Consider the following 19,828-nt stretch of genomic DNA (forward strand, 5'->3'; position numbering starts at 1 on the left):
GCCAATGTCGGTCAAATAGAAGTGATCTGGCCACGGTCCATGCGATAAACCACATCGAGACCCTTACCGGCGTGCCGAAGATCGGCGCCGGAAAGAAGGATGGAAAGACCAAGCGGCCGCAGGGATGCGACGACCTCGGAAATGCGCTTGGAAAGCGCCGGGGCGACGCCTTCGAAGGGCTCGTCCAGCATCAACAGCTGGGTGCCCGTCATGCGTGCACGACCGATGGCCACGAGTTTCTGCTGGCCGCCTGAAAGCTGCAGGGCGCGGCGATGGCGGAAGTCCGCTGCCTCGGGAATGAGCGCATAGACATCGTCGAGCCGCTTCTGCGCATCTGTGACGCCAGCTGCCCACGCCGGAATAAGCAGGTTTTCCTCAACAGTCAGTTCGGGAATAAGGCGCCGGTCTTCCGGCGCGAAGCCCATCTGGTGGTGCACGCGCAGATGCGGCGCCTCATGGGAGATGTCCTTCTTCTCATAATGGATCGAACCTGCCCGGAGTGGCAAGAGCCCCATTATCGCACGCATCAACGTGGTCTTGCCGGCACCATTGCGACCGATGATTCCGACCATCGAGCGGGCTTCGACCTTCATGGAAACGTCACGCAGAATAGGAACCCCGCCGATCGAGACGTTGATTGACTTCACCTCAAGCATAGTTGTCCTCCTTGGGAACGCGATGTTCTTCACCAATGATGAGTTCGCGCACTTGTCGGTCACTGAGGACCGTTTCCGGAGGTCCATCAATCAGCACCCGGCCTTCGAAGAAAGCGAGCACGCGGTCGGAGTAGCGGCGAACGATCTCCATGTCGTGCTCGACGAAGAGCACGCTGACGCCTGCGACACGGGTCGCGTCAATAATGCGGTCCATGACCGAGAACTTTTCTTCGCTGGCGACGCCGCTCGTCGGCTCGTCCAGGAAAAGAACCTTCGGCTTGCCAACCATGGCAATCGCAATGTCGAGAAGCTTGCGGATGCCTTCAGGCATCGTGCCGGCAATCGAGTTGCGGAACGCTCCAAGTCCGAACACCGCGAGCGTCTCGTCAGCATGGGTCGCGAGCTCGTCATCGGAAAGAATCGAAAAGCCCTTGGCGCCAACGCTACCCGTTGCGCTGTAGGCAAACATCAGGTTCTCAATCGCTGTCAGCGAGTTGAACAATTGCGGAATCTGAAAGGACCGGGCAACGCCGCGCCGAGTGATCTGACGAGGTGAAAGCCCGACGATTTCCTGTCCCTCGAGCAGGATCGAACCGGAGTCCGGGCCCAGATACCCCGTAATCATATTGATAAACGTCGTCTTGCCGGCGCCGTTTGTGCCGATCAGCCCCGAAATCGTTCCAGACATGATGTCGACATTCACGTCGTTTGCGGCAGTTACCGCGCCGAACCGCTTGACGAGGCTCTTTGCTTCAATAATCGGTTTCATGCTTTTTCTCCTGCCTCGACGGTTGCCTTGCGCTTACCAAAACGGACGCCGCCAAGGCCTGTCGGCAGAAACAGGATCATCGAGAGGATTATGACTCCAAGTACCAGCTGCCAAGTGTTGGGCGCATGCTGATAGGCGAACGTCCTGACAAATTCGAGTGCGAGCGCGGCGATGAAGGGCGTGAAGATGTTCCCGGTACCGGCAAGGACCGCAATCACCACGAATTCGCCCGAGGTTGCCCAGAAGGCCATTTCCGGATCCACATGCGCGACGAGGATGCCGCTCAGGGCACCACCAAGGGCGGCCAAAACTGCGGCAAGGATGTAGAAAAGATAGATGGTCTTGTTTGCAGACGCGCCGAGATACTCGACGCGGATCTCGTTGTCCTTGATGCCAGGCAGCAGGCGACCGAGAGCCGTCTTGCCGAAGTACCATACGGTTATCAGCGCTGTGAAACAGATCAGGACGAGGACAACGAGGCCGTTGAAACGCGCAGTACCGCTCAGCGGCAGGCCGATCAAGGTCACGCCTCGGATGTTGAAGCCGTCCGTGCCGCCAAGTTCCACCGACTTCACCAGAAGACCGTAGAGAAGCATCGACAGGGCGAGCGTCAGCATCGCGAAGAAGATGTCGCGGTAACGCGACAGAAGGAGACCGGCGACAGCTGCAGTCGCCGCGGCGATGACGACCGGGGCGATGAGCAGGAGAACCGCTTCGTTGATTTTCCAGAGATTGACCATCAGGCCGACGGAATAGCCGCCGATAGCATAGTAAAGTCCCTGGCCGAACGAGACCAGCCCACCGCGCATCATCAGTACAAGGCCAAGAACACCGAGCCCCTTGGCAAGGCCGATCGAGATGACGAAGTTCCAGGTGGGTAGCGCCCAGGCTGCGACGATAAGGAAAAGTGCCGCGCCGACGGCGACCGGCACAAAGGTTTGGGCTTTGTTCATCATATCTTGCGCAACTCCACACCGGAAAACAGCCCCTGCGGACGCAAGGCGAGAACGATAGCCATCACTGCATAGATGCTGAACACTTCGACTTCGGGCCAGTAGTGGATCGCAAGCGAGCGGACGAAGCCGACGATCAGGGCACCGACGATAGTGCCAGGAATCGATCCGAGCCCCCCGATCACCACCGCGGCGAACATCATGACGACTACTTCGACGCCCATGCCTGGCGCCACGGAGATGGTCGGCGCTGTGAAGGCGCCGCCGAGCGCGGCGAGGATCGAGCCGACCACAAAGGCCGACACTTTCCAGCGGCTGACATTGATGCCCATCGCCTGTGATACTTCCGGATCATGAATGACGGCGCGCAGCATCTTCCCCTTGGCAGTGAATTGCAGAAACCACGTGAGGAGACCACCACTGACGATCGCCACGACGACGATAATGAGGTTGTAGGTCGGGTAGACAAGGGGGCCGAGATAGACGTTGCCGAAAGCCCACACCGGGTCGGAGGCTATCCATGGATCGACACCCCAGATGAGCTTCACCACGTCTTCCAAAATGAGGAAGAGCGCGTAGGTTACCAGCAGCAGCACGACGGGATCGCGCCCCGCGAAGAAGCGCAGGACGCCCCGTTCGACGACGAGGCCGACAACCGTACCGGCGATCAGCGCCGCGACAATCATGACCGGAATGCTTCCAGCGGGCGGCAGGCCCTGGGCGAACCACCAACCCAGCAGAGTCACCGACATGTAGGCGCCGATGGCATAGAACGTGCCATGGGCCATGTTGAGGATCTTCATAACGCCGTAGATCAGCGTCAGGCCGACTGCGATGATGAAGAGCCATGCGGAATACAGAATGCCGTCAATAATAGCGCCTAGAAACGCGTTCATGCCACACCATTTCGAAACGAGGGGCGGGATTCATCTTTCGGTGCACAGTGGCGCGCGACGGGTGAAAACCGCTTCAAAGGGATTGCGGCGCCAAACGCGCCGGGAAAACCCGCGCAAGCGATGCCGCGATGAACATTTCTGAATCACTTCAGCTTATTCTTGATCCACTCATGGCTGGTCATGCCTTCCGGTGGGTTCACCCTTTCTGGAGCGTAGCGGATCACATCGACGAAGATCAGCTTGCCATCGACGGTTTTGGTGCGGCCATAGACCATTTCCTGCACAGCCTGGTTGCCCTTGCCCAGCGACATCTTCACTTCGCCCGAGGGACCCTGGAAGGTGGCGCCCTTGAGAGCAGCGGCGATCTCCTCCGTAGTCGGCGTCTTGGCGGCATCGCCGCCCTGTGCCTTCTCATAAGCGAACTTCGCCGCAAAAAGCGTCTGCACCATGTGGTAGGACGGATAGCTGGGGGGCGTGGCGGACTTTGCGTTGTAAGCGTTCTTGAACCAGCCGTTATAGGCGTTCTCCGGTGCAAAGATACCATTTGGACCGCGGGCGCCGATGATGGTGCCATCTGGGATTTGTTTGGCCTGTCGATGGATCGCCGTTTCGCCTGCCGTCAGAACGACACTGGCGTTCTTGAACAGGTCGCGCGGCGCTCCCTGAAGCACGAGACCTTCAAGGTCGCCACCCCAGAAGCTCGAATGAATGATATCGGGTTTGCTGCCAAGGATTGCGGAGATTTCGGTATTGTATTGACCGGCCCCGAGCTTCGGCATCTGCGACGTCGTCAGCGTCACTTCGGGGCGAAGGCTCTTCAGTGTGCCCTCGAAGTCGTTCCACGCGTCCTGACCCCAGGCGTAGTTCTGGTTGATGCCGGCGTAGGTGTTGAATTTCTTGACTGTCTCGTTGACGTAGAGCGCGGCACCGACGTTGTCCATCGTCGCGGTTGCAACGGGGCGGAATACATATTCGTAGTCAGCTTCCTCGAAGATACGCGGCGTGCCGCAATCGAAGAGAAGTGTCATGGTCTTCAGTTCTTCGGCAACAGGCGCGACCGCAAGACAATCGCCTGAGGATGTGTAGCCGACGATCATGTCTACGCCCTGCTGTTCTACGAGGTTGCGTAGTTCGGAAACCTGCTTGGTGGTGCCACCGGCCTCGTCGATGACGACGAGTTCGATTGGACTGCCGCCGAAGCCGGCCTTGTCATACGGCGCCGGGAGCTTGCCACCAGCATTGACCTGCTCGGCGAAGACTTCGGCGGCAATCTTTGCGGGGATGCCGAAGGGACCGGCCGGTGCGCCGGAAAGGAACGTCACGACACCAATCGTGAAGGGCTTCGACTCCTGAGCCATGAGACTAGCGGGGGCGGTGGCGGACAGAAAGATGGCTGCAATGGTCAGAGACCACGACTTTTTCATAGGTTTCCTCCTCTACGGCAAATTGCCGGATCTGATGCAATGACACATGCCCTTGCGTTGCAGGCCGAAGCGTCCTCTCACGCTGCGGTCGTGCAACTGAGTTCATTATAATGAACTCAGTTCATTACTGTGTATATTAAAAATTGCAACCAGCGTCAAGATGCTGGAACAACTGTCCAGCCAACAAGCGAGTACAAGCCGCGGCGCAAACTGTTCCGAAAGGGAAAAAGAACCGTAAGGCGCACGAAGAACCACTGAATATGAGGACGGCTTCTCGTGAACTCCCCGAGAGCTCGATGCTCGGCAAAGCTTTCATCAACAAGTCGACACGGAGAAGATTTTCGTTAGCCTGCTTATGCAGCTATTCTCGACTGAAGGGGAAACCGCGACATCGATCACCCGACGGTTCACACGTCAATATTGCATCGGAGTGATAGTGAGCCCAGATGAACGATTTTTGCAGCCCTTCGGTTCGAGGCTGGGACTGCGTTGGGGTCAAGGAACAGACGCGCTGCCAAACGGAGCCAACCCCACCTGGCCTCCCTCGGTCGGCAATGAATTTCCGCCCTCGCCAAATGCTACGCTATCATTCGTCACGGAAGTGTGATGAGCTGTTATGCCCCAATTGCTCAGAAAGAATGGCGGCTGATCTGCGCATCGTCTCTCCGAGTGACTCGATGAGCGCCGGAGTTGTTTCGCTTTCCAGAAGGCTGATGGCAATGCCGGCAACCGCGCATCGCGTGTGATCCCGCACAGCGGTGCCGATGCAAATCATCCCTTCGCGAACCTGACCGTTATCGATCGAAAAACCGCGCGTACGGATGTCAGCTAGCTCCTGCCTTAGCAAGCCAAGATTTTTGACGCTTCTCGAGGTGATGGGCGGAGGAAAGTTTGCGCTGAACAGCGCCTCGAGTTTATCTTCCGGCATTTCGGAAAGCAGCATTTTGCCGGTCGCGGTAAAGGTGGCAGGAAGACGCATTCCAATCCGGAAAGTATGGCCCAGGGGCTGGTCGGAATTTCGGCAATCAATATAGACGACCTCGTCACGGTCAAGAGTTGTCAATGTGACTGTGTAAGGCGACAATGTGGTATCGGAAGCGAAGTAATTTCGGAAAATCGAGACAATGTCCATCTCGGACAGAAAGCCGTGCGCCCAGCGCATAGGATGGGGGCCGAGGCGGTACGTGCCGTCCTGTTTGCGAACGAGCAGGCCAAGCTCAATCATGACACCAAGTAGCCCGTGCGCCGTACTCTTTGGCAGCGACATCGCCCGTGTGATGTCGGCGGCCGACATTGCGTCGCCAGAATTGGTGACAAGATCGAGGATCGAAACCGCGCGCCTGAGCGCCGGAACAGAATCGACGGATTTTCCGACCGCAGTGTCTTCCCCTGCGGCGCGTCGTGTACTTGACACTTCGAACACCCCCTGATAGTTCAATATAAAGATATTAGTTCAGCAAATTGAACTATATGTTCGGAAGAGGTCATGGTCAATCTAAAAAAAACGGAACTCCTGCGCGATCGATGCCTGATAGATGGCAAGTGGGTCGCCGGCTCTCAAAACAACATCGCCGTTAAGAACCCCGCGACGGGGGAGATTGTCGGCACCGTTCCTTCACTGGAGGCGGCAGATATTGAGCAGGCGGTCGTAGCGGCCGAAATGGCGTTCCGTTCGTGGAGCGCGCTTTCAGCGAAGGAAAGAGCGGCCGTCCTGCTCCGCTGGTTCTATCTGATAATAGAAAACGCGGACGATCTGGCCGCGCTGATAACGGCTGAACAGGGCAAGCCGCTGTCCGAAGCCAAAGGGGAAATGCTCTACGCCGCCTCCTTTATCGAATGGTTTGCCGAGGAGGCAAAGAGGGTCTATGGGGACATCATACCTCCACCAACCACCGACAAGCGCATCCTGGTTTTCAAGCAGCCCATCGGTGTCTGCGCAGCAATCACGCCGTGGAACTTCCCGGCAGCAATGATCACACGTAAGGCGGCGCCTGCGCTGGCTGCCGGTTGCACCATGGTTGTGAAGCCGGCCGAGCAGACACCCCTCACGGCGCTGGCTCTCGGCGTTCTAGCCGAGCAGGCGGGTATTCCTGCTGGCGTTTTGCAGATCGTGACAGGAAAAGCACGCGAGATCGGCAAGGTGCTGACGGAAAGCGACATAGTCAAAAAACTGTCTTTCACCGGATCGACCGAGGTGGGGCGAATTCTCATGGCGCAGTCGGCGCCGACGATAAAGAAACTGTCCATGGAGCTCGGCGGCAACGCACCCTTCATTGTTTTCGACGACGCGGACCTCGATGCCGCCGTCGATGGGGCCGTCACTTCAAAATACCGCAACGCTGGTCAGACCTGTGTCTGCACAAACCGTATCTACGTGCAGTCGGGTGTTTACGATGTCTTCGCTGAAAAGCTCGCGGCGAAGGTTTCTGCACTGAAAGTCGGTGAAGGCACGCAGGTGGATGTAACGATTGGACCGCTGATTGATGCTGGGGCCATCGCCAGGATCGAGAACCATATTAGCGATGCGATCGCGAAGGGCGCGAAAGTGGTCGCAGGTGGCAAGCGACACAGCCTTGGCGGGACATTCTTCGAACCGACTGTCCTGACAGGAGCGACACAGGCGATGAAGATCGCCCGCGAGGAAACCTTCGGGCCAGTCGCGCCTCTCTTCCGCTTTGAGACAGAGGAAGAGGCGCTCGCTATGGCCAACGACACGGAATTCGGATTGGCCGCCTATTTTTATACTGAGAACATCCGCCGGACATGGCGAGTGGCCGAAGCACTGGAATACGGCATGGTGGGTCACAATACCGGTCAGATCTCGAACGAAGTGGCGCCATTTGGCGGCGTCAAGCAGTCCGGCCTCGGACGGGAAGGCTCCCGTTACGGAATCGATGACTATCTGGAAATCAAATATCTGTGCTCGGCCATCGCTTAAACGGCTGACAACGAGGGAGGAGTTAATGACGATCAATCCATTCGAATTTCGAACTGTCCCATCCATGGAGATGGCTTGGGGCGGAGCGAAGCGAATAGGTGAAATCATCGCTGCGCGATTCGCTGCGCGTAAGGTGCTTTTGGTCACCGACGCGGGCCTTGTGAAGGCTGGGATGATTGCACCCATTGCCGCCAGTCTGGAGGCGGCTGGTTTCAGTGTGGCGATTTTCGACAAGGTTGTGGCCGATCCACCGGAAAGCGTTTTGTATGGTTGTGTCGAGGAGGCGCGGCAAGTCGCAGCCGATATTGTCATTGGTCTCGGTGGTGGCTCGTCCTTGGACATAGCCAAGCTAGCGGCGGTGCTGCTATCAACAGAACAATCACTCGCCGATATGTATGGTGTCGGCAAAGTTCAGGGCGCGCGCTTCCCGCTCGTTCTCGTTCCGACGACGGCAGGCACAGGTTCCGAAGTCACCAATATTTCCATCATCACCACCGGCGAGACGACCAAGATGGGGATCGTGTCGCCGCAGCTATACGCGGATTTCGTGCTGCTGGATGCAGAACTTACCGTCGGTTTACCGCAGGTTCACACCGCCGCAACTGGTATCGATGCGATGGTGCACGCCATCGAAGCCTATACCAGCAAGCACAATAAAAACCCGCTTTCGGATGCGTTGGCACGCGAAGCCCTGCGGCTGCTCGGCCGCAATCTTATCGCTGCCTGCAAGGAGCCTTCCAATCGGGATGCTCGTGAAGGCATGCTTCTCGGTGCAACTCTTGCGGGCCAAGCCTTCTCTAACTCCCCAGTGGCTGCCGTCCACGCATTGGCCTATCCGCTGGGTGGACATTATCACATTCCGCATGGTCTTTCGAACGCTCTGATGCTCGGCCCAGTCCTTCGCTACAATGCACAGGAGGCTGCCCCGCTTTACGCCGAGCTTGCCGATGTGCTTGGCGTCACGGGAAGCGGCGACGCCACGGCCCGTTCGGAATATTTTGTTGCCCATATGCAGGTGCTGATGGATGAAAGCGGCGCGCCGCGACGGCTTCGCGATGTCGGTGTAACCGACAACAGTCTCGCCATGCTCGCCGCTGACGCAATGAAACAAACCCGCCTTCTCGTCAACAATCCGGTCGAAGTCCGGGAAGAAGACGCGCTTGCCCTTTATCGGGAAGCCTTCTGAAGCTTTCCGCAGAAATTCACCGTTCAAATCACCGCGGGAGGATCCAATATGACGGATATCAGACTTTACATGCTTCAGTCCGGCACCCTGAAATGCAAGGTGCACAACATCAAAATGAATCAGGGAAATGGCGCTGATTACGAAATCCCGGTTCCCTTTTACCTCATCACCCATCCCGACGGTCACACGATCATCGACGGTGGTAACGCCATTGAAGTGGCAACGGACCCGCGCGGCCATTGGGGCGGTATTTGCGACGTGTACTGGCCCGTTCTTGACAAGGACAAAGGCTGCGTCGATCAGGTCAAAGCTCTCGGCTTCGATCCGGCCGAGGTTAGATATGTCGTTCAGTCCCACCTGCATCTCGACCATACCGGCGCGATCGGCCGTTTCCCGAATGCCACGCATATCGTGCAGCGGGCCGAGTATGAATATGCTTTCACCCCCGACTGGTTTGCCGGTGGCGGCTATATCCGCAAGGATTTCGATCGCCCGGGTCTGAAATGGCAGTTTTTGAACGGCACTCAAGACGATTTCTATGATGTTTATGGTGACGGCACGCTGACGACGATCTTCAGTCCTGGCCATGCGATGGGCCATCAATCCTTTCTCGTCCGCCTTCCCAACAGTGAGCCGCTGCTTCTGACGATCGATGCGGCCTACACTCTCGACCATTGGGAAGAAAAGGCCCTGCCTGGCTTCCTCGCATCAACGGTGGATACCGTTCGCTCTGTACAAAAGCTGCGCACAATCGCGGAAAGGACGGGGGCCAATGTCGTCACCGGTCACGACCCGGATGCGTGGTCGAGCTTCAAGAAGGCACCAGAGTATTACTCTTGAGAAACCGCCGGGCCACAGCCGCGTCATAATCCTATAGAGGGCGAATACGCCTCTTTGGAACCTGAGAATATCAGCGCAATTACGAAAGCCCAGCGTGTTCGCGATGTCTTTTGCGGAAGAATGGGGTTTTGGACCCGGATCTATTTGAGCTCCAGTGACAAGCAAACCGAGGCTGAGGCGACCACTTTGCTTCATTGGTAACCCAACGAGGGAGAAATAAATGCGTCTGAAAATACTCATCACTATTGCCATGATGGCCGGCCATGCATTGGCGTACGAGCCATTGGTTGAGAAGCGGGAATTTACCCTGAAAAACTTCGTGACACGTGGAGGCAAGACGGTTCCCGAAATGCGGTTGGGATATGAAACCTATGGCACGCTGAACAAAGCCAGAGATAATGCCATCCTGATTCCGCATTTTTTCAGCGGAAGCAGTCACGCGGCGGGGAAATATAAGGAGGAGGATGTAAGCGCCGGCTATTGGGATGCAATCATCGGATCGGGCAAGCCCATCGATACAGACAAATACTTTGTCGTGTCGGTCGACACACCGGTCAATCTCGGTGCCAACGATCCGAACGTCATCACCACCGGCCCGGCGACGACCAATCCCAAAACAGGAAAGCCTTGGGGTATGGATTTCCCGATCATGACGATCGGCGATTTCGTTGATACGCAGAAAGGGCTGATGGAGCAACTGGGGATTGGGAAATGGCATGCTGTCATGGGCGCCTCCATGGGAGGGCTGCAAAGCTATGAATGGGCAGCACGCTATCCCGACAAGTTGGAGCGGGTGATTCCAGTCATTTCCTCTGGTTGGGCAGACGCGAATCTTATCGCGTGGCTGGACGTATGGGCGTCGCCGATCAAACTGGATCCAAACTGGAACGGTGGAGATTATTACACCGGCCAGGCGCCAAAAGCGGGGCTGGCTCAAGCCATGAAGACTTTAACACTGCAGGCAAATTCGGCAGAATGGACCGACGGCACATTTGGGCGTGACTGGGCCAGAGAAGGTGCGGATCCCGGGCAGAGTTGGGCGAATGACTATGAGGTTGTCACGAAGCTGAACGAGGCGGGCGCAGCAAGGGTAGCCCAGTTAGATGCGAACCATTTCCTTTATCTGGTGCGCGCCAATCAATTGTTCGTCGCTGGACATCCCAAAGACAGCCTGTACAAAGGGCTCCTGGATATCGAGGTGCCCGTGATGCTGATCTATACCGATGAAGACCTGATTTTTCCTGGAAATGCAGTGCGAGAGACAGGAACGATTATCAAATCCGACGGTACGCCAGTCGAATTCGTCGAATTGGAAGGCACGCGAGGGCACATGGATGGCGTGTTGAGCATTGCTCAGGCAGGAGAGCGAATTCGAGCATTTCTTGAGGTCAAGTAGGAGCGGGCGGGCCCTCCCTTTTCCTTAAGCCGAGCCAGCAGATGCTGCCGTCGTCGTGGCTGTAGTCGGCCACACCCGCCGTGCTCGGGGTCCATAAATCGGAAAATTAGTGGTCTCCGGCAAGTCCAAGACAGCCGAGGTGGTCCGCTACGCTCTCACTCGTCGCGAGGCGCCATCGAAAACGATGAACTGCGCGTTGCCGCCAAGCTCGGCGCCGCCTTTCATGATCTCGTTGGCGCCCTGGAGCATCAGGATCTTGCCGACATTGGTCGCGCCGGTGAAGGTGAGCTTGCGCACCTTCTCGTTCTCCGTGAATTTCGTGCCGATAAATGGGAATCCTCGGAAAGCACGAACATGAAGACACCAGTCGACAGGCCTGCGCGCTCTGCAAGCAGTGCGAGCGATGTGCCGAAAGCGGTTTCCTCGGTAGTGATCGGTGCGAGGAAGCGGATGATGTGGCCCAACGCCGCAGGTGAGCAGGATCAGCCCTTGAAAGGCGTTTCTCGCTGACCTGACTGATAAATTCGCCAGCGTCGCTGTTGCGAGTAATCGAACACATGGCTATGAAATCCCACACTGATTTCGATCTGCCACGGGTATTTTTCTCCAAATGTGCCCGTGTCTTTCCCTTTGCGAACGCGTTTTGCAAACAATGCAGCGTTCAAGACGCTTCCTGGGATCGAGCGTGCTTATAACCGGCAAAATTGCGGCTGAACGAAAGTGCCGAGATGAACCACAAAAAGAAAATCTATCGCGTTGCGGAGGCTGCACGTCTAGCGGGGGTTTCTGCATCGACACTTCGGCTTTGGGAGAAGGAGGGTCTCATCGTACCGGATCGCTCGGAAAAGGGCCACCGGCGGTACGACGCTGACCACGTTACGCGGTTAAAGCGTATCGCATCGCTCAGAAAAGACAGACGACTCACCATCGCGGGGATCCGCGAAGATCTCAGGAAGTCTTCGCCAGAAACGGGCACGCCTCGGGACGCGAGTGATGCCATTCCGGAAATGAAGAAGCGGAAGCAGCTCGAAGACGAAAACGCCCGGTTGAAACGGATTGTCGCAGAGCAGACGCTGGAGCTCAATATGTTGCGGGAGGTCCATTCGCCGACACGTCCAAGGCCTGCTCGGAAGCGGGAGGGGTGAAGGACATGTGCCGGGATTAGATGGTCTCGATCCGGCGTGTGTGGGCCGTTGAACTTCGATCGAACCACCTACCACTACACCTCTCTCCACGCCGATCAGGCCGGTCCGGAACGTCGTATTCGTGCGATCTGCGAGACGCTTGTGCGGTAAGGCTATCGTTGCTTGCATGTGCGGTGTCGCTGGGTTCGGTCATGGCTCATCCCTTTCCTGGTTGTGTGGCGACGCCGCCTGCACCTTCGGCCGCATCGCGCTGTGCCCTGAGGCGCGCAGCTCCCGCCTCAGTTCCGTGATCTGGCGCGTCAGCTCGTCGAAATCCCGCTGGCTCGGAACGCCGAACAGCTTGGCGCTGTCGGTCATTTGCTGCTGGCGGGTGCGCAGGTCCAGCGCGGCGCGCAGCAAATCGCGCTGCGCGGCGAGGAAATCCTTAGAGCGCAGGTTGCTGATCAGTTCCTTGTTCGCAATGTCCCTCCACTTGTCGAAAGCCTTGCGCCAGCCGAAATCCTTGGCGTCTCCTTCCTTATCAGCGTCACTATCAAGGCAGCACGATCAGCGCCGCGATCCGATCCGGCGAAGAGCCATGACTTCCTTCCAAGTGCAAAACCCCTGAGCGCGCGCTCGGCGGCATTGTTCGTGAGACAAATCCGGCCGTCGTCGAGGAAAGACACGAAGCCGTTCCAGCGCTTCAGCATGTCATCGATCGGCTCTGCGACCGGAGAACTGCGCGACAGTTTTGCCCGCTCGGTTTGAAGCCAGCGGTGCAGTTCGCCGACAAGCGGCAGACTGTGCTTGCGACGGCGCTCCAGGCGTTCCGCTGCGGCTCCTAGTGTTTGCACTAGGACTTCCGATGTTCGTCTCAACCTCGCAAGACGGCCCTGACCGGCTTGCAATTACCCATAAGTAGCTGACTCGTCTACGAAAAGCTTTCGCTGAAATCTTGAATCGAAAGAATCACTTGTGATTCTGTGTCGAGCACCTGATTCTCTTAAGGTGGTGCTTTATGTCGGTTCGAGACGATGTGATGGCTGATAATGACGGCCATTGGAGCAAGCAGGAAATAGACGCGGGGTCTTTCAAGGATGCTCGCCTTGGCCGACGCTGCACAGAACTTTTACGACAGCTTGGAGAGCATATGGGCGGCTCCATTCCTTTCGCCTGCCAGGACTGGGCCAACACAAAAGCCGCGTATCGGTTTTTCTCCAACCCGAATGTTGAGGAAGGCGATATCCTTCACGGCCATTTCGCCGCGACCGCTCAACGCTACGATGCTTCCAATGGTCCGATCTTGGTGCTGCAGGACACGACCGAGTTTACCTATCAGCGCCGTAATCCGCATGCCGTTGGCTTTACGCTCAACAGTGGCCGTGACAAACAGGAGCGGCTGCGCCACCATACGGTCTGCGGGATATTGATGCATTCGAGCCTTGCGGTGACCTTGGATGGGCTACCCTTAGGGTTGGCAGCCGTCAAGTTCTGGAGCCGCGACAAGTTCAAGGGTACGGCTCAGCTCAAACGCAAGATCAATCCGACACGTGTTCCGATCGAAACCAAGGAAAGCATCCGTTGGCTTGAAAATCTGTGCCAATCCGTCGCGCTTCTCGGTCAGCCAGACCGATGCATTCATGTAGGCGATCGCGAAAGTGATATCTACGAACTCTACTGCCTGACCAAGGAGCTTGGCACGCACTTCGTCGTGCGCACCGTCGTCGACCGGCTGGCTGGCAACGGGGATCACACGATATCGGCTGAAATGCGCGATGTTGAAACTGTCGGCCGGCATCTCATCGAAGTTCGCGCCGACACCGATGAGGTCACCAAAGTCCACCTGGACATCCGATTCAAACGGATCCGGGTGCTGCCGCCCATCGGCAAGAAGAAGCGATACCCTGCTTTGGACCTTACCGTCATCCACGCGGTAGAGCCCAACCCTCCGGCCGGCCGCAAGCGCATCGAGTGGAAGATATTGACGGATCTTGAGGTGCATAGCTGCGAGGAGGCAGTCGAAAAAATCAAATGGTACGCGATGCGCTGGAAGATTGAGGTCTTCCATAAGATCCTCAAGTCCGGTTGCCGGGCTGAAGATGCAAGACTACGAACGGCCGATCGACTGGCAAACCTCGTCGCCGTGTTTTGCATCATGAGCTGGAGAGTGCTCTGGTTGACAATGCTCGCGCGCACAGCGCCCGAAACACCGCCAACCGCGGCCCTCACCGAACGGGAAATTGAAATCCTCGATCAAATGGTCAGCAACGCAGGCAACCGGCAAGCGACGCCGGGATCGCTAAACTTCTATCTCACCAAACTCGCTCGTTTAGGTGGTTACCTTGCAAGAACATCAGATCCGCCACCGGGAAATACGGTCGTCTGGCGCGGCCTCAGCCGGCTGACAGACGTTCGCCTCGGAACCGAAATGGCGGCCACACTCAGATGTGGGTAATTGCAAGCTTCACCGGATGCATACCTTCGACGCTTCGAAAGCTTCGAAAGCTTCGAAAGCTTCGAAAGCTTCGAAAAACATGGCCCGATTTTACGCCATGTCAATCGAGCCGACGTTGTTTGGGGAGGCCTGCTTGACGCGGCGCTGGGGGCGCATCGGCTCCGGTGGCAAGAGGGAAGTCCACCATTTCCCTCGGGAGGAAGAGGCGGTCGCACGGATACAAACCGAAACCCCAGTGCGCCCAGAAAACGATGGCCTGATTGGCGACCGGATCAGGCGGCCGACTTCACATCGAACTCGAAATGAAGCTGGTCATAGGGGTATTCGACGCCGGCGTCAGTCCGGTCCAGGACACCCGCGTTGACAAGCGTCGTCACGTCCTTATGGACGGCCTGCACGTCCCGGCCGACACGTCGGGCGACTTCCCGTATCGCCAGCGGCCCCTGCCCTGCCATCGCCTTCACGATCGCAAGCCGCGGCGGCGCAAGAACCCTGTGCATGTCGTCGTAGCTTGGAAAATTCACCGACGGCGTAGCGGGAACGACGACGCCTTCCAATGCCTTCTGCCCCGCATTCACGAAGCGGGCCTTGGCATCGGCAATCGAGCTTAGTCTGATGACGAGCGTCCTCATGCGAGTATCCTTTCCATGTCCGCCTGAAACGCATCGAACAATGCTTCCAGCGTTGTGACTATCGGTTCCTCGATATAACCGAGATGGCGATGATCGCCCTTGCCGCGCTCATTGTCATAACGCATGACGCACTCGCCGTTGACGATCAGCGCCAGACGATATTTGAAATGGTGGTTGCTGCCGGGCACGGGTATCGGCACATGCCACAGAACCGTTTCGAAAAATGCCGTATCGCTGACGACGGTTCTGGATTTTTCGATCAGCACGGCTTCCTTGTTGTTTTTAATAACATCACCCATCGTTGTTGTCAAGAACAACAGCGATGGGCTGTCTTGCGCAGCAAAGCCGGCGCCGGGGTTCGACGCCCCGATGCAGGCTCCAGGAGCGCGTGTTTCGGCCAAACCGTTCCTCTCGAGAAGGGCCGGTTCCGGCCTTCCTCTCCTGATCCTCGATCATCCCCGTCAATTCCCCGCGTCATCACCGGGAAGGTCGCCGTTGGTTGATCGCGGCGGCTAGCTTGTCGATACCCTGCGCATCGAGGGCGGCGAATTCGCCAACCCGCATGACAGATATTCCAAGTCGTTCGGGCGGGTTTCCGCATCGCGCCAGAAGATCAACGCGGCGGTAATGGTGGCCCGGTCCACGGGGTCAAGATCGATGCGAACGTTTCGCAATGTCGGCATGGGCGATCCTCCTATGAGCCCTTCGAAAAGAGCCGCATGATGCGCTTGCGCGTGAGGCGGTCGCGGGTGGTCTTGAAACCGCTCGATCTCGTAGTCGGGCATCCAGCCGTCTTGCAAAGGGTGCGGCGCGTTCCGATAGCGATGCTCGATCGCGGGACCGCCGAATAGGTCGGGCTGTATCCCGGCAAGCCGTCGCTGATGTTGCGCCTTCCGATAGTCGGCACGCCATTGACCGTCCGCGCTCAAGGCGGGGCGGTCAGGTTCGTTTTCGGTTCCGTGCCGCCGATGGGAGTCCTCTACGCTCTTATCACCCATGATGAATGTCCTGCAGATCGAGGGATAGCTGCGCCGCGCCGGCCGCAAGGCGGCGTGCTCGCGGTCGATATGAAGCTCGGCGGCGCGATGACCGGACGGACGCTTGCACCATGTTCCCGCCTTCACATGGCATGTGGGGCAAGGGACGCGGGTGTCGGGATGGTCGGGCCACCCCTCCCCGCAACGGGAGCAACGAAACCGCATGGTCAGAACGCGAAAGCAGCTTGGCCGCTCGCCTCCATGTAGGTGCGCCGGCAAATTGCGGAAAGATCGCGATTCCCGGTGGTGTCCGCGCATCACCAGAGCACCGGAAACTCCTCGAACCCGCCAGTGATGATCTCCTTGCGCAACTTCAGTTCTTCGGGCGCCACGGCCAGGCGCAGCCTCGGGAAGCGCTGGAAGATCGAACCGAACACCACCTTGAGTTCCAGCCTGGCAAGCGCCTCGCCGAGGCAGTAGTGCGGCCCGTAGGAGAACGCCAAGTGCGGTTTTTCGGCGCGTCCGATGTCGAAGATTTCCGGGTCGTCGAAATGGCGTGGATCGAACGACGTCGCCGGCAGGCCGACCAGGACCTTGCTCTCCGCGGGAATATGCACGCCCGCGATGGTCACGTCGGTCCTCGGATAGCGCATGATGCCGTCCCAGCCCGCGCCCGGCGGGTACATGCGCAGGATTTCCTCCACCGCCTTGTCCACGAGGGATGGATCGCCGACCAGGCGTTCGCGCTGTTGCGGATGGCGGAACATGGCCAGCAGGCCGAATTCGATCTGTGCGACGGTGCTCTCGTGCCCCGCCACTAGTATGCCCGCGGCCAAGCCGATCGCCTCTTCCTCGGTCGCCTTGCCCTGGTCGACCGCCGCGAGCAGATCCGTCAGCAGGTTGTCGCCCGGATCCTGGCGCTTGCCTCGCATCTTGCCGCGAATGTAGGTGCGCAATTCTTCCCAGGCCAGGAGCGCCGCGCTACGCGGGCCGCTTTCATGCTGGTGCGTCATCACTTCGTCGGACAGCTCGGCGAAAAAGGCGTGATCCTCGTAGGGCACGCCCATCAGCGCGCTGATGACCATGGCCGGAAGCGGAAAGGAGAGGTAGTGTCGCAGGTCGGCGGGCTGGGGCTGGGCCGCCAGCGTCTCGAACAACTGCGCGGCGATCGCCTCGATTTGCTGCGCGAGCAGCTTCACCCTGCGGTTGCTGAAGGCCGGCGCCACGATCGTGCGTAACCGGGCATGCTCGCTGCCCTCGTGCGAGCCCAGCCACCCCGGCGAACCGAGAATCACCGTAGCCGGGGTGAATGCCGCCGCCGGCATTCCCGAGGGCCGGAACGCCGCGTCGGACAATACCGCCTTAGCTTCCTCGTAGCCTGTTACCCACCAACCTTCGTGCCCGGACGGGAAGCGCACGCGGTGGATCGGACCGTTGGCGCGTAACGCCAACATCTCGGGCGAGGGCTCGATGTGATTGACGCGCCACATCGGCAGCGTCGGCAAGGATTGTCCGGACATGATGGCACTTCACTCTCTATGCGATGAAAGGGCGGAAGGTGACCGGCAAGCGCTGCCGGCAGCCAATGACTTAAGGCGGCATGTAGCAGACGTCCTACGCGGCGATTGTCGGCGCCAGATATTCCACCGCACGAATAGCGGGGAAGTACCGGCATGACGCGCTGGACGTATTGCAAGTGTCAGCAGGAACCGCAATCGTCTTCATCGCCTTGCTCTACGATGTGTCTTCTTACGATTTCCTCATCCCTCTTGAGGAGGTTGAGCACTGCTTCAGCGTCGGCGAAGACCACCTCCACATCCTCGCGTGAGATAACGAGGCTGCCGCCTCGCGCAACGCTTCGCTGAACGAGACGGCGCACCATCTCCTTGACATAAGCCGCGCTGCCGCCCTTTGAACGGACGACGGCCTCGGCCAAAGCTCCCGCCTGAAAGTTCAGGGCATGACCATATTGCTTGAACAGCCGCTCGCGGCAATCGTCATCAGGGTGAGGAATCTCAAGCGCCGCATCTACACGGCCCGAACGCGAGGCGAGTGCCCCCTCGAGGGAGTTCAGCCGATTCGTGGTCAGGAGGATGAGGATGTCCGCGTCTGTGCCGAGACCGTCCATCTCGTTCAACAAGCGGTTCAGGCGGGTTTCTGCCTTTTGGCTCGAAATATCTTCGCGCGAACGGGCGACTAGATCCGCATCCTCAAACACCATGATGCATGGCTGCAGGACACGAGCCAACGCGAAGTATTCCTCCATATTCAGCATCTGCTCAGCCGTGACCAGAATTGTGCTGTGCTCGGGCAGGTTGGCAGCGATATAGTGGACGACATGGGTCTTGCCGGTGCCAGGATGTCCGTGGAGCAGAATACCCTTGCGTCCCGATTGGCCGAGGCGCTTCAACTCGTCCCGGTATTTAACAAAATCGAAGATGTGCGTATCGAGCTGGGTCATAGTCGCCTTGGAAAGCACGACGTCGTTCCGGCTCACCGCAGGAAGCTTGTGCACCCTCATTGTTTCGTGAGTGCCCCCGAAGTCATTGAACTCGAAAGAGACAGCCTTGTTGCGATAATATCGGGAGCTCTTGCCCTGCGCCTGGATTGTGCGCAGAAAGCCCTTGGCGAAGACATGACCCACCTCATTGGGCAGATGAGCTATTTCGACCTGGACCTTTGTACCATACTGAGTAAGGAACTTCGACAGCATGACTGCTGCAGGCATGTCGTCGTCGATCGTTATTAGCCAGAGACCGTTGTTAAGCGAAGCATATGGCTCATCTTCGCCAATGTCGATGTCCTGACTCTGCACGGGCGTCAGCCGCACGACGTGTTCTCCCTCACAAATGGTCAAGTCTGACAGCTTCATCGGGAAAATCTCGAACTTTTGTTGGAACCCCAAGAGCTCAGGGGACCAAGGTGCGACTAGGTCCTCGATAATGGTTTGAAGATCTGGCAGGAGATGTGCGGTAAACTGCCGACGTGAGCTCACGAGAACTGCCAAATCATTGGTCTTGAAATGGCGACGAAGTTGCTGCCACACAAAGCTATCGGATTCACTCAAGACGATGTTCCTTTGAAAGTGGAGTGGGGTGGAAGGCCTGGGTCTCTAAAAGCAGCATTCGCATCAGGTTTCTCTCCAAACGCTATTCGGCAGATATGGGTCTTCGGAGCTCGCCATAGGGCAACAGCCCCAGAGTGCAAGCTCGTAAAGTGTCTGCTTCTAGCCGCCGCCATGGCGTTGGCCGCCTTGAAGAGCTCGGCCGGTCCGTACAACATGAAGCGTATGCGCTGCGTGCGTGGGCTCATTTGCTAAGTCCCCTGGATTGGGAGTTCGCCTTACCTGCAGTCCTGGAGCACGAAGCCTGTGACATATAGATCGGGGGACGGCCCCAAACCTTGGATACGATGTCCATTACCTCCGCATTGGTGGAAGTCAGCGATTCGATCGCTTGCTCGTACGCCGATCGGCCTACCGCTCCCCCTGACAGCTCATACAACGATCGGTTTTTGAGCCACGCTTCCCGTATCGCGTTCGATTCACCCTCGCGCCTCTGCGGGCAAAACTTCAAAGCCTCT

At 57.9% G+C, this 19,828-nt stretch carries 18 protein-coding genes and 5 pseudogenes; 8 read left to right on the forward strand and 15 right to left on the reverse strand.

What is annotated here, in order from left to right; genetic code table 11:
* Window positions 1–11: 11 nt before the first annotated feature.
* The 6 genes from HJC04_RS01430 to HJC04_RS01455 all read right to left on the reverse strand — a co-directional run bounded on the left by HJC04_RS01430 (window position 12) and on the right by HJC04_RS01455 (window position 6,112).
* Window positions 12–656, reverse strand: coding sequence for an ATP-binding cassette domain-containing protein (locus HJC04_RS01430; RefSeq protein ID WP_207246326.1), 645 nt, complete (start codon window positions 654–656; stop codon window positions 12–14).
* The gene (locus HJC04_RS01435) at window positions 649–1,359 is read right to left on the reverse strand and encodes an ATP-binding cassette domain-containing protein (protein ID WP_311043581.1); all 711 of its coding nucleotides are present in this window, start codon (window positions 1,357–1,359) and stop codon (window positions 649–651) included. Before HJC04_RS01435 ends, HJC04_RS01430 begins: the two co-directional genes overlap by 8 nt.
* Before the next feature lie 62 nt (window positions 1,360–1,421).
* Entirely contained in the window at window positions 1,422–2,381 is a 960-nt protein-coding gene (locus HJC04_RS01440) for a branched-chain amino acid ABC transporter permease (RefSeq protein ID WP_221123333.1), read from the reverse strand.
* Window positions 2,378–3,274, reverse strand: a complete 897-nt coding sequence (locus HJC04_RS01445; protein ID WP_207246266.1) for a branched-chain amino acid ABC transporter permease — start codon at window positions 3,272–3,274, stop codon at window positions 2,378–2,380. Before HJC04_RS01445 ends, HJC04_RS01440 begins: the two co-directional genes overlap by 4 nt.
* A 143-nt stretch (window positions 3,275–3,417) precedes the next feature.
* Window positions 3,418–4,698 carry an ABC transporter substrate-binding protein gene (locus HJC04_RS01450; protein WP_221144620.1) on the reverse strand — a complete coding sequence of 427 codons (1,281 nt, stop codon included), beginning with the start codon at window positions 4,696–4,698 and terminating at the stop codon, window positions 3,418–3,420.
* Window positions 4,699–5,284: 586 nt separating this feature from the next.
* Window positions 5,285–6,112, reverse strand: a complete 828-nt coding sequence (locus tag HJC04_RS01455) for an IclR family transcriptional regulator (RefSeq protein ID WP_207246268.1) — start codon at window positions 6,110–6,112, stop codon at window positions 5,285–5,287.
* Window positions 6,113–6,184: 72 nt separating this feature from the next.
* On the opposite strand from HJC04_RS01455, the gene HJC04_RS01460 reads away from it, so the two are divergent.
* From HJC04_RS01460 to HJC04_RS01475, 4 genes are all read left to right on the forward strand, one after another.
* Window positions 6,185–7,636, forward strand: coding sequence for an NAD-dependent succinate-semialdehyde dehydrogenase (locus HJC04_RS01460; RefSeq protein WP_221123332.1), 1,452 nt, complete (start codon window positions 6,185–6,187; stop codon window positions 7,634–7,636).
* Window positions 7,637–7,661: 25 nt separating this feature from the next.
* Window positions 7,662–8,822 (forward strand): iron-containing alcohol dehydrogenase, encoded by a 1,161-nt coding sequence (locus HJC04_RS01465; protein ID WP_207246270.1) that lies wholly within the window; start codon window positions 7,662–7,664, stop codon window positions 8,820–8,822.
* 48 nt (window positions 8,823–8,870) lie between these two features.
* Window positions 8,871–9,662: an N-acyl homoserine lactonase AttM gene (gene attM, locus HJC04_RS01470; RefSeq protein WP_207246271.1), complete on the forward strand. Its 792-nt coding sequence runs from the start codon at window positions 8,871–8,873 to the stop codon at window positions 9,660–9,662.
* Between the two features lie 220 nt (window positions 9,663–9,882).
* On the forward strand, window positions 9,883–11,058 hold the full coding sequence (locus tag HJC04_RS01475; protein ID WP_207246272.1) for a homoserine O-acetyltransferase: 1,176 nt from the start codon (window positions 9,883–9,885) through the stop codon (window positions 11,056–11,058).
* Between the two features lie 168 nt (window positions 11,059–11,226).
* Here the strand turns inward: HJC04_RS01475 and HJC04_RS01480 are convergent.
* Both HJC04_RS01480 and HJC04_RS01485 read right to left on the reverse strand, forming a co-directional pair.
* Window positions 11,227–11,462: pseudogene (locus HJC04_RS01480) on the reverse strand (aldehyde dehydrogenase family protein); the annotation flags it as partial.
* A gap of 78 nt (window positions 11,463–11,540) precedes the next feature.
* Window positions 11,541–11,723, reverse strand: a complete 183-nt coding sequence (locus tag HJC04_RS01485; RefSeq protein ID WP_207246273.1) for a hypothetical protein — start codon at window positions 11,721–11,723, stop codon at window positions 11,541–11,543.
* 63 nt (window positions 11,724–11,786) lie between these two features.
* Between HJC04_RS01485 and HJC04_RS01490 the strand changes: the two are divergent.
* Window positions 11,787–12,056: pseudogene (locus tag HJC04_RS01490) on the forward strand (MerR family transcriptional regulator); the annotation flags it as partial.
* Between the two features lie 3 nt (window positions 12,057–12,059).
* Window positions 12,060–12,350 (forward strand): annotated as a pseudogene (locus HJC04_RS31520) (IS3 family transposase); the annotation flags it as partial.
* A gap of 42 nt (window positions 12,351–12,392) precedes the next feature.
* Here the strand turns inward: HJC04_RS31520 and HJC04_RS01495 are convergent.
* A complete protein-coding gene (locus HJC04_RS01495) occupies window positions 12,393–12,665 on the reverse strand; it encodes a poly(R)-hydroxyalkanoic acid synthase subunit PhaE (protein ID WP_207246327.1) in 273 nt (90 codons plus the stop codon).
* 56 nt (window positions 12,666–12,721) lie between these two features.
* Window positions 12,722–13,021 (reverse strand): annotated as a pseudogene (locus HJC04_RS01500) (transposase); the annotation flags it as partial.
* Between the two features lie 200 nt (window positions 13,022–13,221).
* Here HJC04_RS01500 and HJC04_RS01505 point away from each other — a divergent pair.
* A complete protein-coding gene (locus HJC04_RS01505; RefSeq protein WP_207246274.1) occupies window positions 13,222–14,637 on the forward strand; it encodes an IS4 family transposase in 1,416 nt (471 codons plus the stop codon).
* A gap of 16 nt (window positions 14,638–14,653) precedes the next feature.
* Window positions 14,654–14,848, forward strand: a pseudogene (locus HJC04_RS31525) (WGR domain-containing protein); the annotation flags it as partial.
* A gap of 61 nt (window positions 14,849–14,909) precedes the next feature.
* On the opposite strand, the gene HJC04_RS01515 reads toward HJC04_RS31525, so the two are convergent.
* From HJC04_RS01515 to HJC04_RS31530, 5 genes are all read right to left on the reverse strand, one after another.
* Window positions 14,910–15,269, reverse strand: a complete 360-nt coding sequence (locus tag HJC04_RS01515; RefSeq protein WP_207246276.1) for a transcriptional regulator — start codon at window positions 15,267–15,269, stop codon at window positions 14,910–14,912.
* Entirely contained in the window at window positions 15,266–15,568 is a 303-nt protein-coding gene (locus HJC04_RS01520) for a DUF6516 family protein (protein ID WP_207246328.1), read from the reverse strand. Before HJC04_RS01520 ends, HJC04_RS01515 begins: the two co-directional genes overlap by 4 nt.
* Window positions 15,569–15,781: 213 nt before the next feature.
* On the reverse strand, window positions 15,782–16,267 hold the full coding sequence (locus tag HJC04_RS01525) for a hypothetical protein (protein WP_207246277.1): 486 nt from the start codon (window positions 16,265–16,267) through the stop codon (window positions 15,782–15,784).
* A gap of 296 nt (window positions 16,268–16,563) precedes the next feature.
* Complete coding sequence (locus HJC04_RS01530) at window positions 16,564–17,766, reverse strand: cytochrome P450 (RefSeq protein ID WP_207246278.1); 1,203 nt, start codon at window positions 17,764–17,766, stop codon at window positions 16,564–16,566.
* A 179-nt stretch (window positions 17,767–17,945) separates the two neighbouring features.
* A complete protein-coding gene (locus HJC04_RS31530) occupies window positions 17,946–19,313 on the reverse strand; it encodes an ATP-binding protein (protein ID WP_246590481.1) in 1,368 nt (455 codons plus the stop codon).
* Window positions 19,314–19,828 lie beyond the last annotated feature (515 nt).

The organism is Rhizobium sp. NLR8a (assembly GCF_019685235.1).
Taxonomy (GTDB): Bacteria; Pseudomonadota; Alphaproteobacteria; order Rhizobiales; family Rhizobiaceae; genus Rhizobium.

What these genes read in the sequence shown, in the direction of transcription:
- HJC04_RS01525 (WP_207246277.1), bottom strand. Translation starts at nt 16,267, where the DNA reads ATGGGTGATAAGAGCGTAGAGGACTCCCATCGGCGGCACGGAACCGAA.
- HJC04_RS01465 (WP_207246270.1), top strand. Translation starts at nt 7,662, where the DNA reads ATGACGATCAATCCATTCGAATTTCGAACTGTCCCATCCATGGAGATG.
- HJC04_RS01515 (WP_207246276.1), bottom strand. Translation starts at nt 15,269, where the DNA reads ATGAGGACGCTCGTCATCAGACTAAGCTCGATTGCCGATGCCAAGGCC.
- HJC04_RS01450 (WP_221144620.1), bottom strand. Translation starts at nt 4,698, where the DNA reads ATGAAAAAGTCGTGGTCTCTGACCATTGCAGCCATCTTTCTGTCCGCC.
- HJC04_RS01475 (WP_207246272.1), top strand. Translation starts at nt 9,883, where the DNA reads ATGCGTCTGAAAATACTCATCACTATTGCCATGATGGCCGGCCATGCA.
- HJC04_RS01460 (WP_221123332.1), top strand. Translation starts at nt 6,185, where the DNA reads ATGGTCAATCTAAAAAAAACGGAACTCCTGCGCGATCGATGCCTGATA.
- HJC04_RS01445 (WP_207246266.1), bottom strand. Translation starts at nt 3,274, where the DNA reads ATGAACGCGTTTCTAGGCGCTATTATTGACGGCATTCTGTATTCCGCA.
- HJC04_RS01520 (WP_207246328.1), bottom strand. Translation starts at nt 15,568, where the DNA reads ATGGGTGATGTTATTAAAAACAACAAGGAAGCCGTGCTGATCGAAAAA.
- HJC04_RS01530 (WP_207246278.1), bottom strand. Translation starts at nt 17,766, where the DNA reads ATGTCCGGACAATCCTTGCCGACGCTGCCGATGTGGCGCGTCAATCAC.
- HJC04_RS01430 (WP_207246326.1), bottom strand. Translation starts at nt 656, where the DNA reads ATGCTTGAGGTGAAGTCAATCAACGTCTCGATCGGCGGGGTTCCTATT.
- HJC04_RS01505 (WP_207246274.1), top strand. Translation starts at nt 13,222, where the DNA reads ATGGCTGATAATGACGGCCATTGGAGCAAGCAGGAAATAGACGCGGGG.
- attM (WP_207246271.1), top strand. Translation starts at nt 8,871, where the DNA reads ATGACGGATATCAGACTTTACATGCTTCAGTCCGGCACCCTGAAATGC.
- HJC04_RS01440 (WP_221123333.1), bottom strand. Translation starts at nt 2,381, where the DNA reads ATGATGAACAAAGCCCAAACCTTTGTGCCGGTCGCCGTCGGCGCGGCA.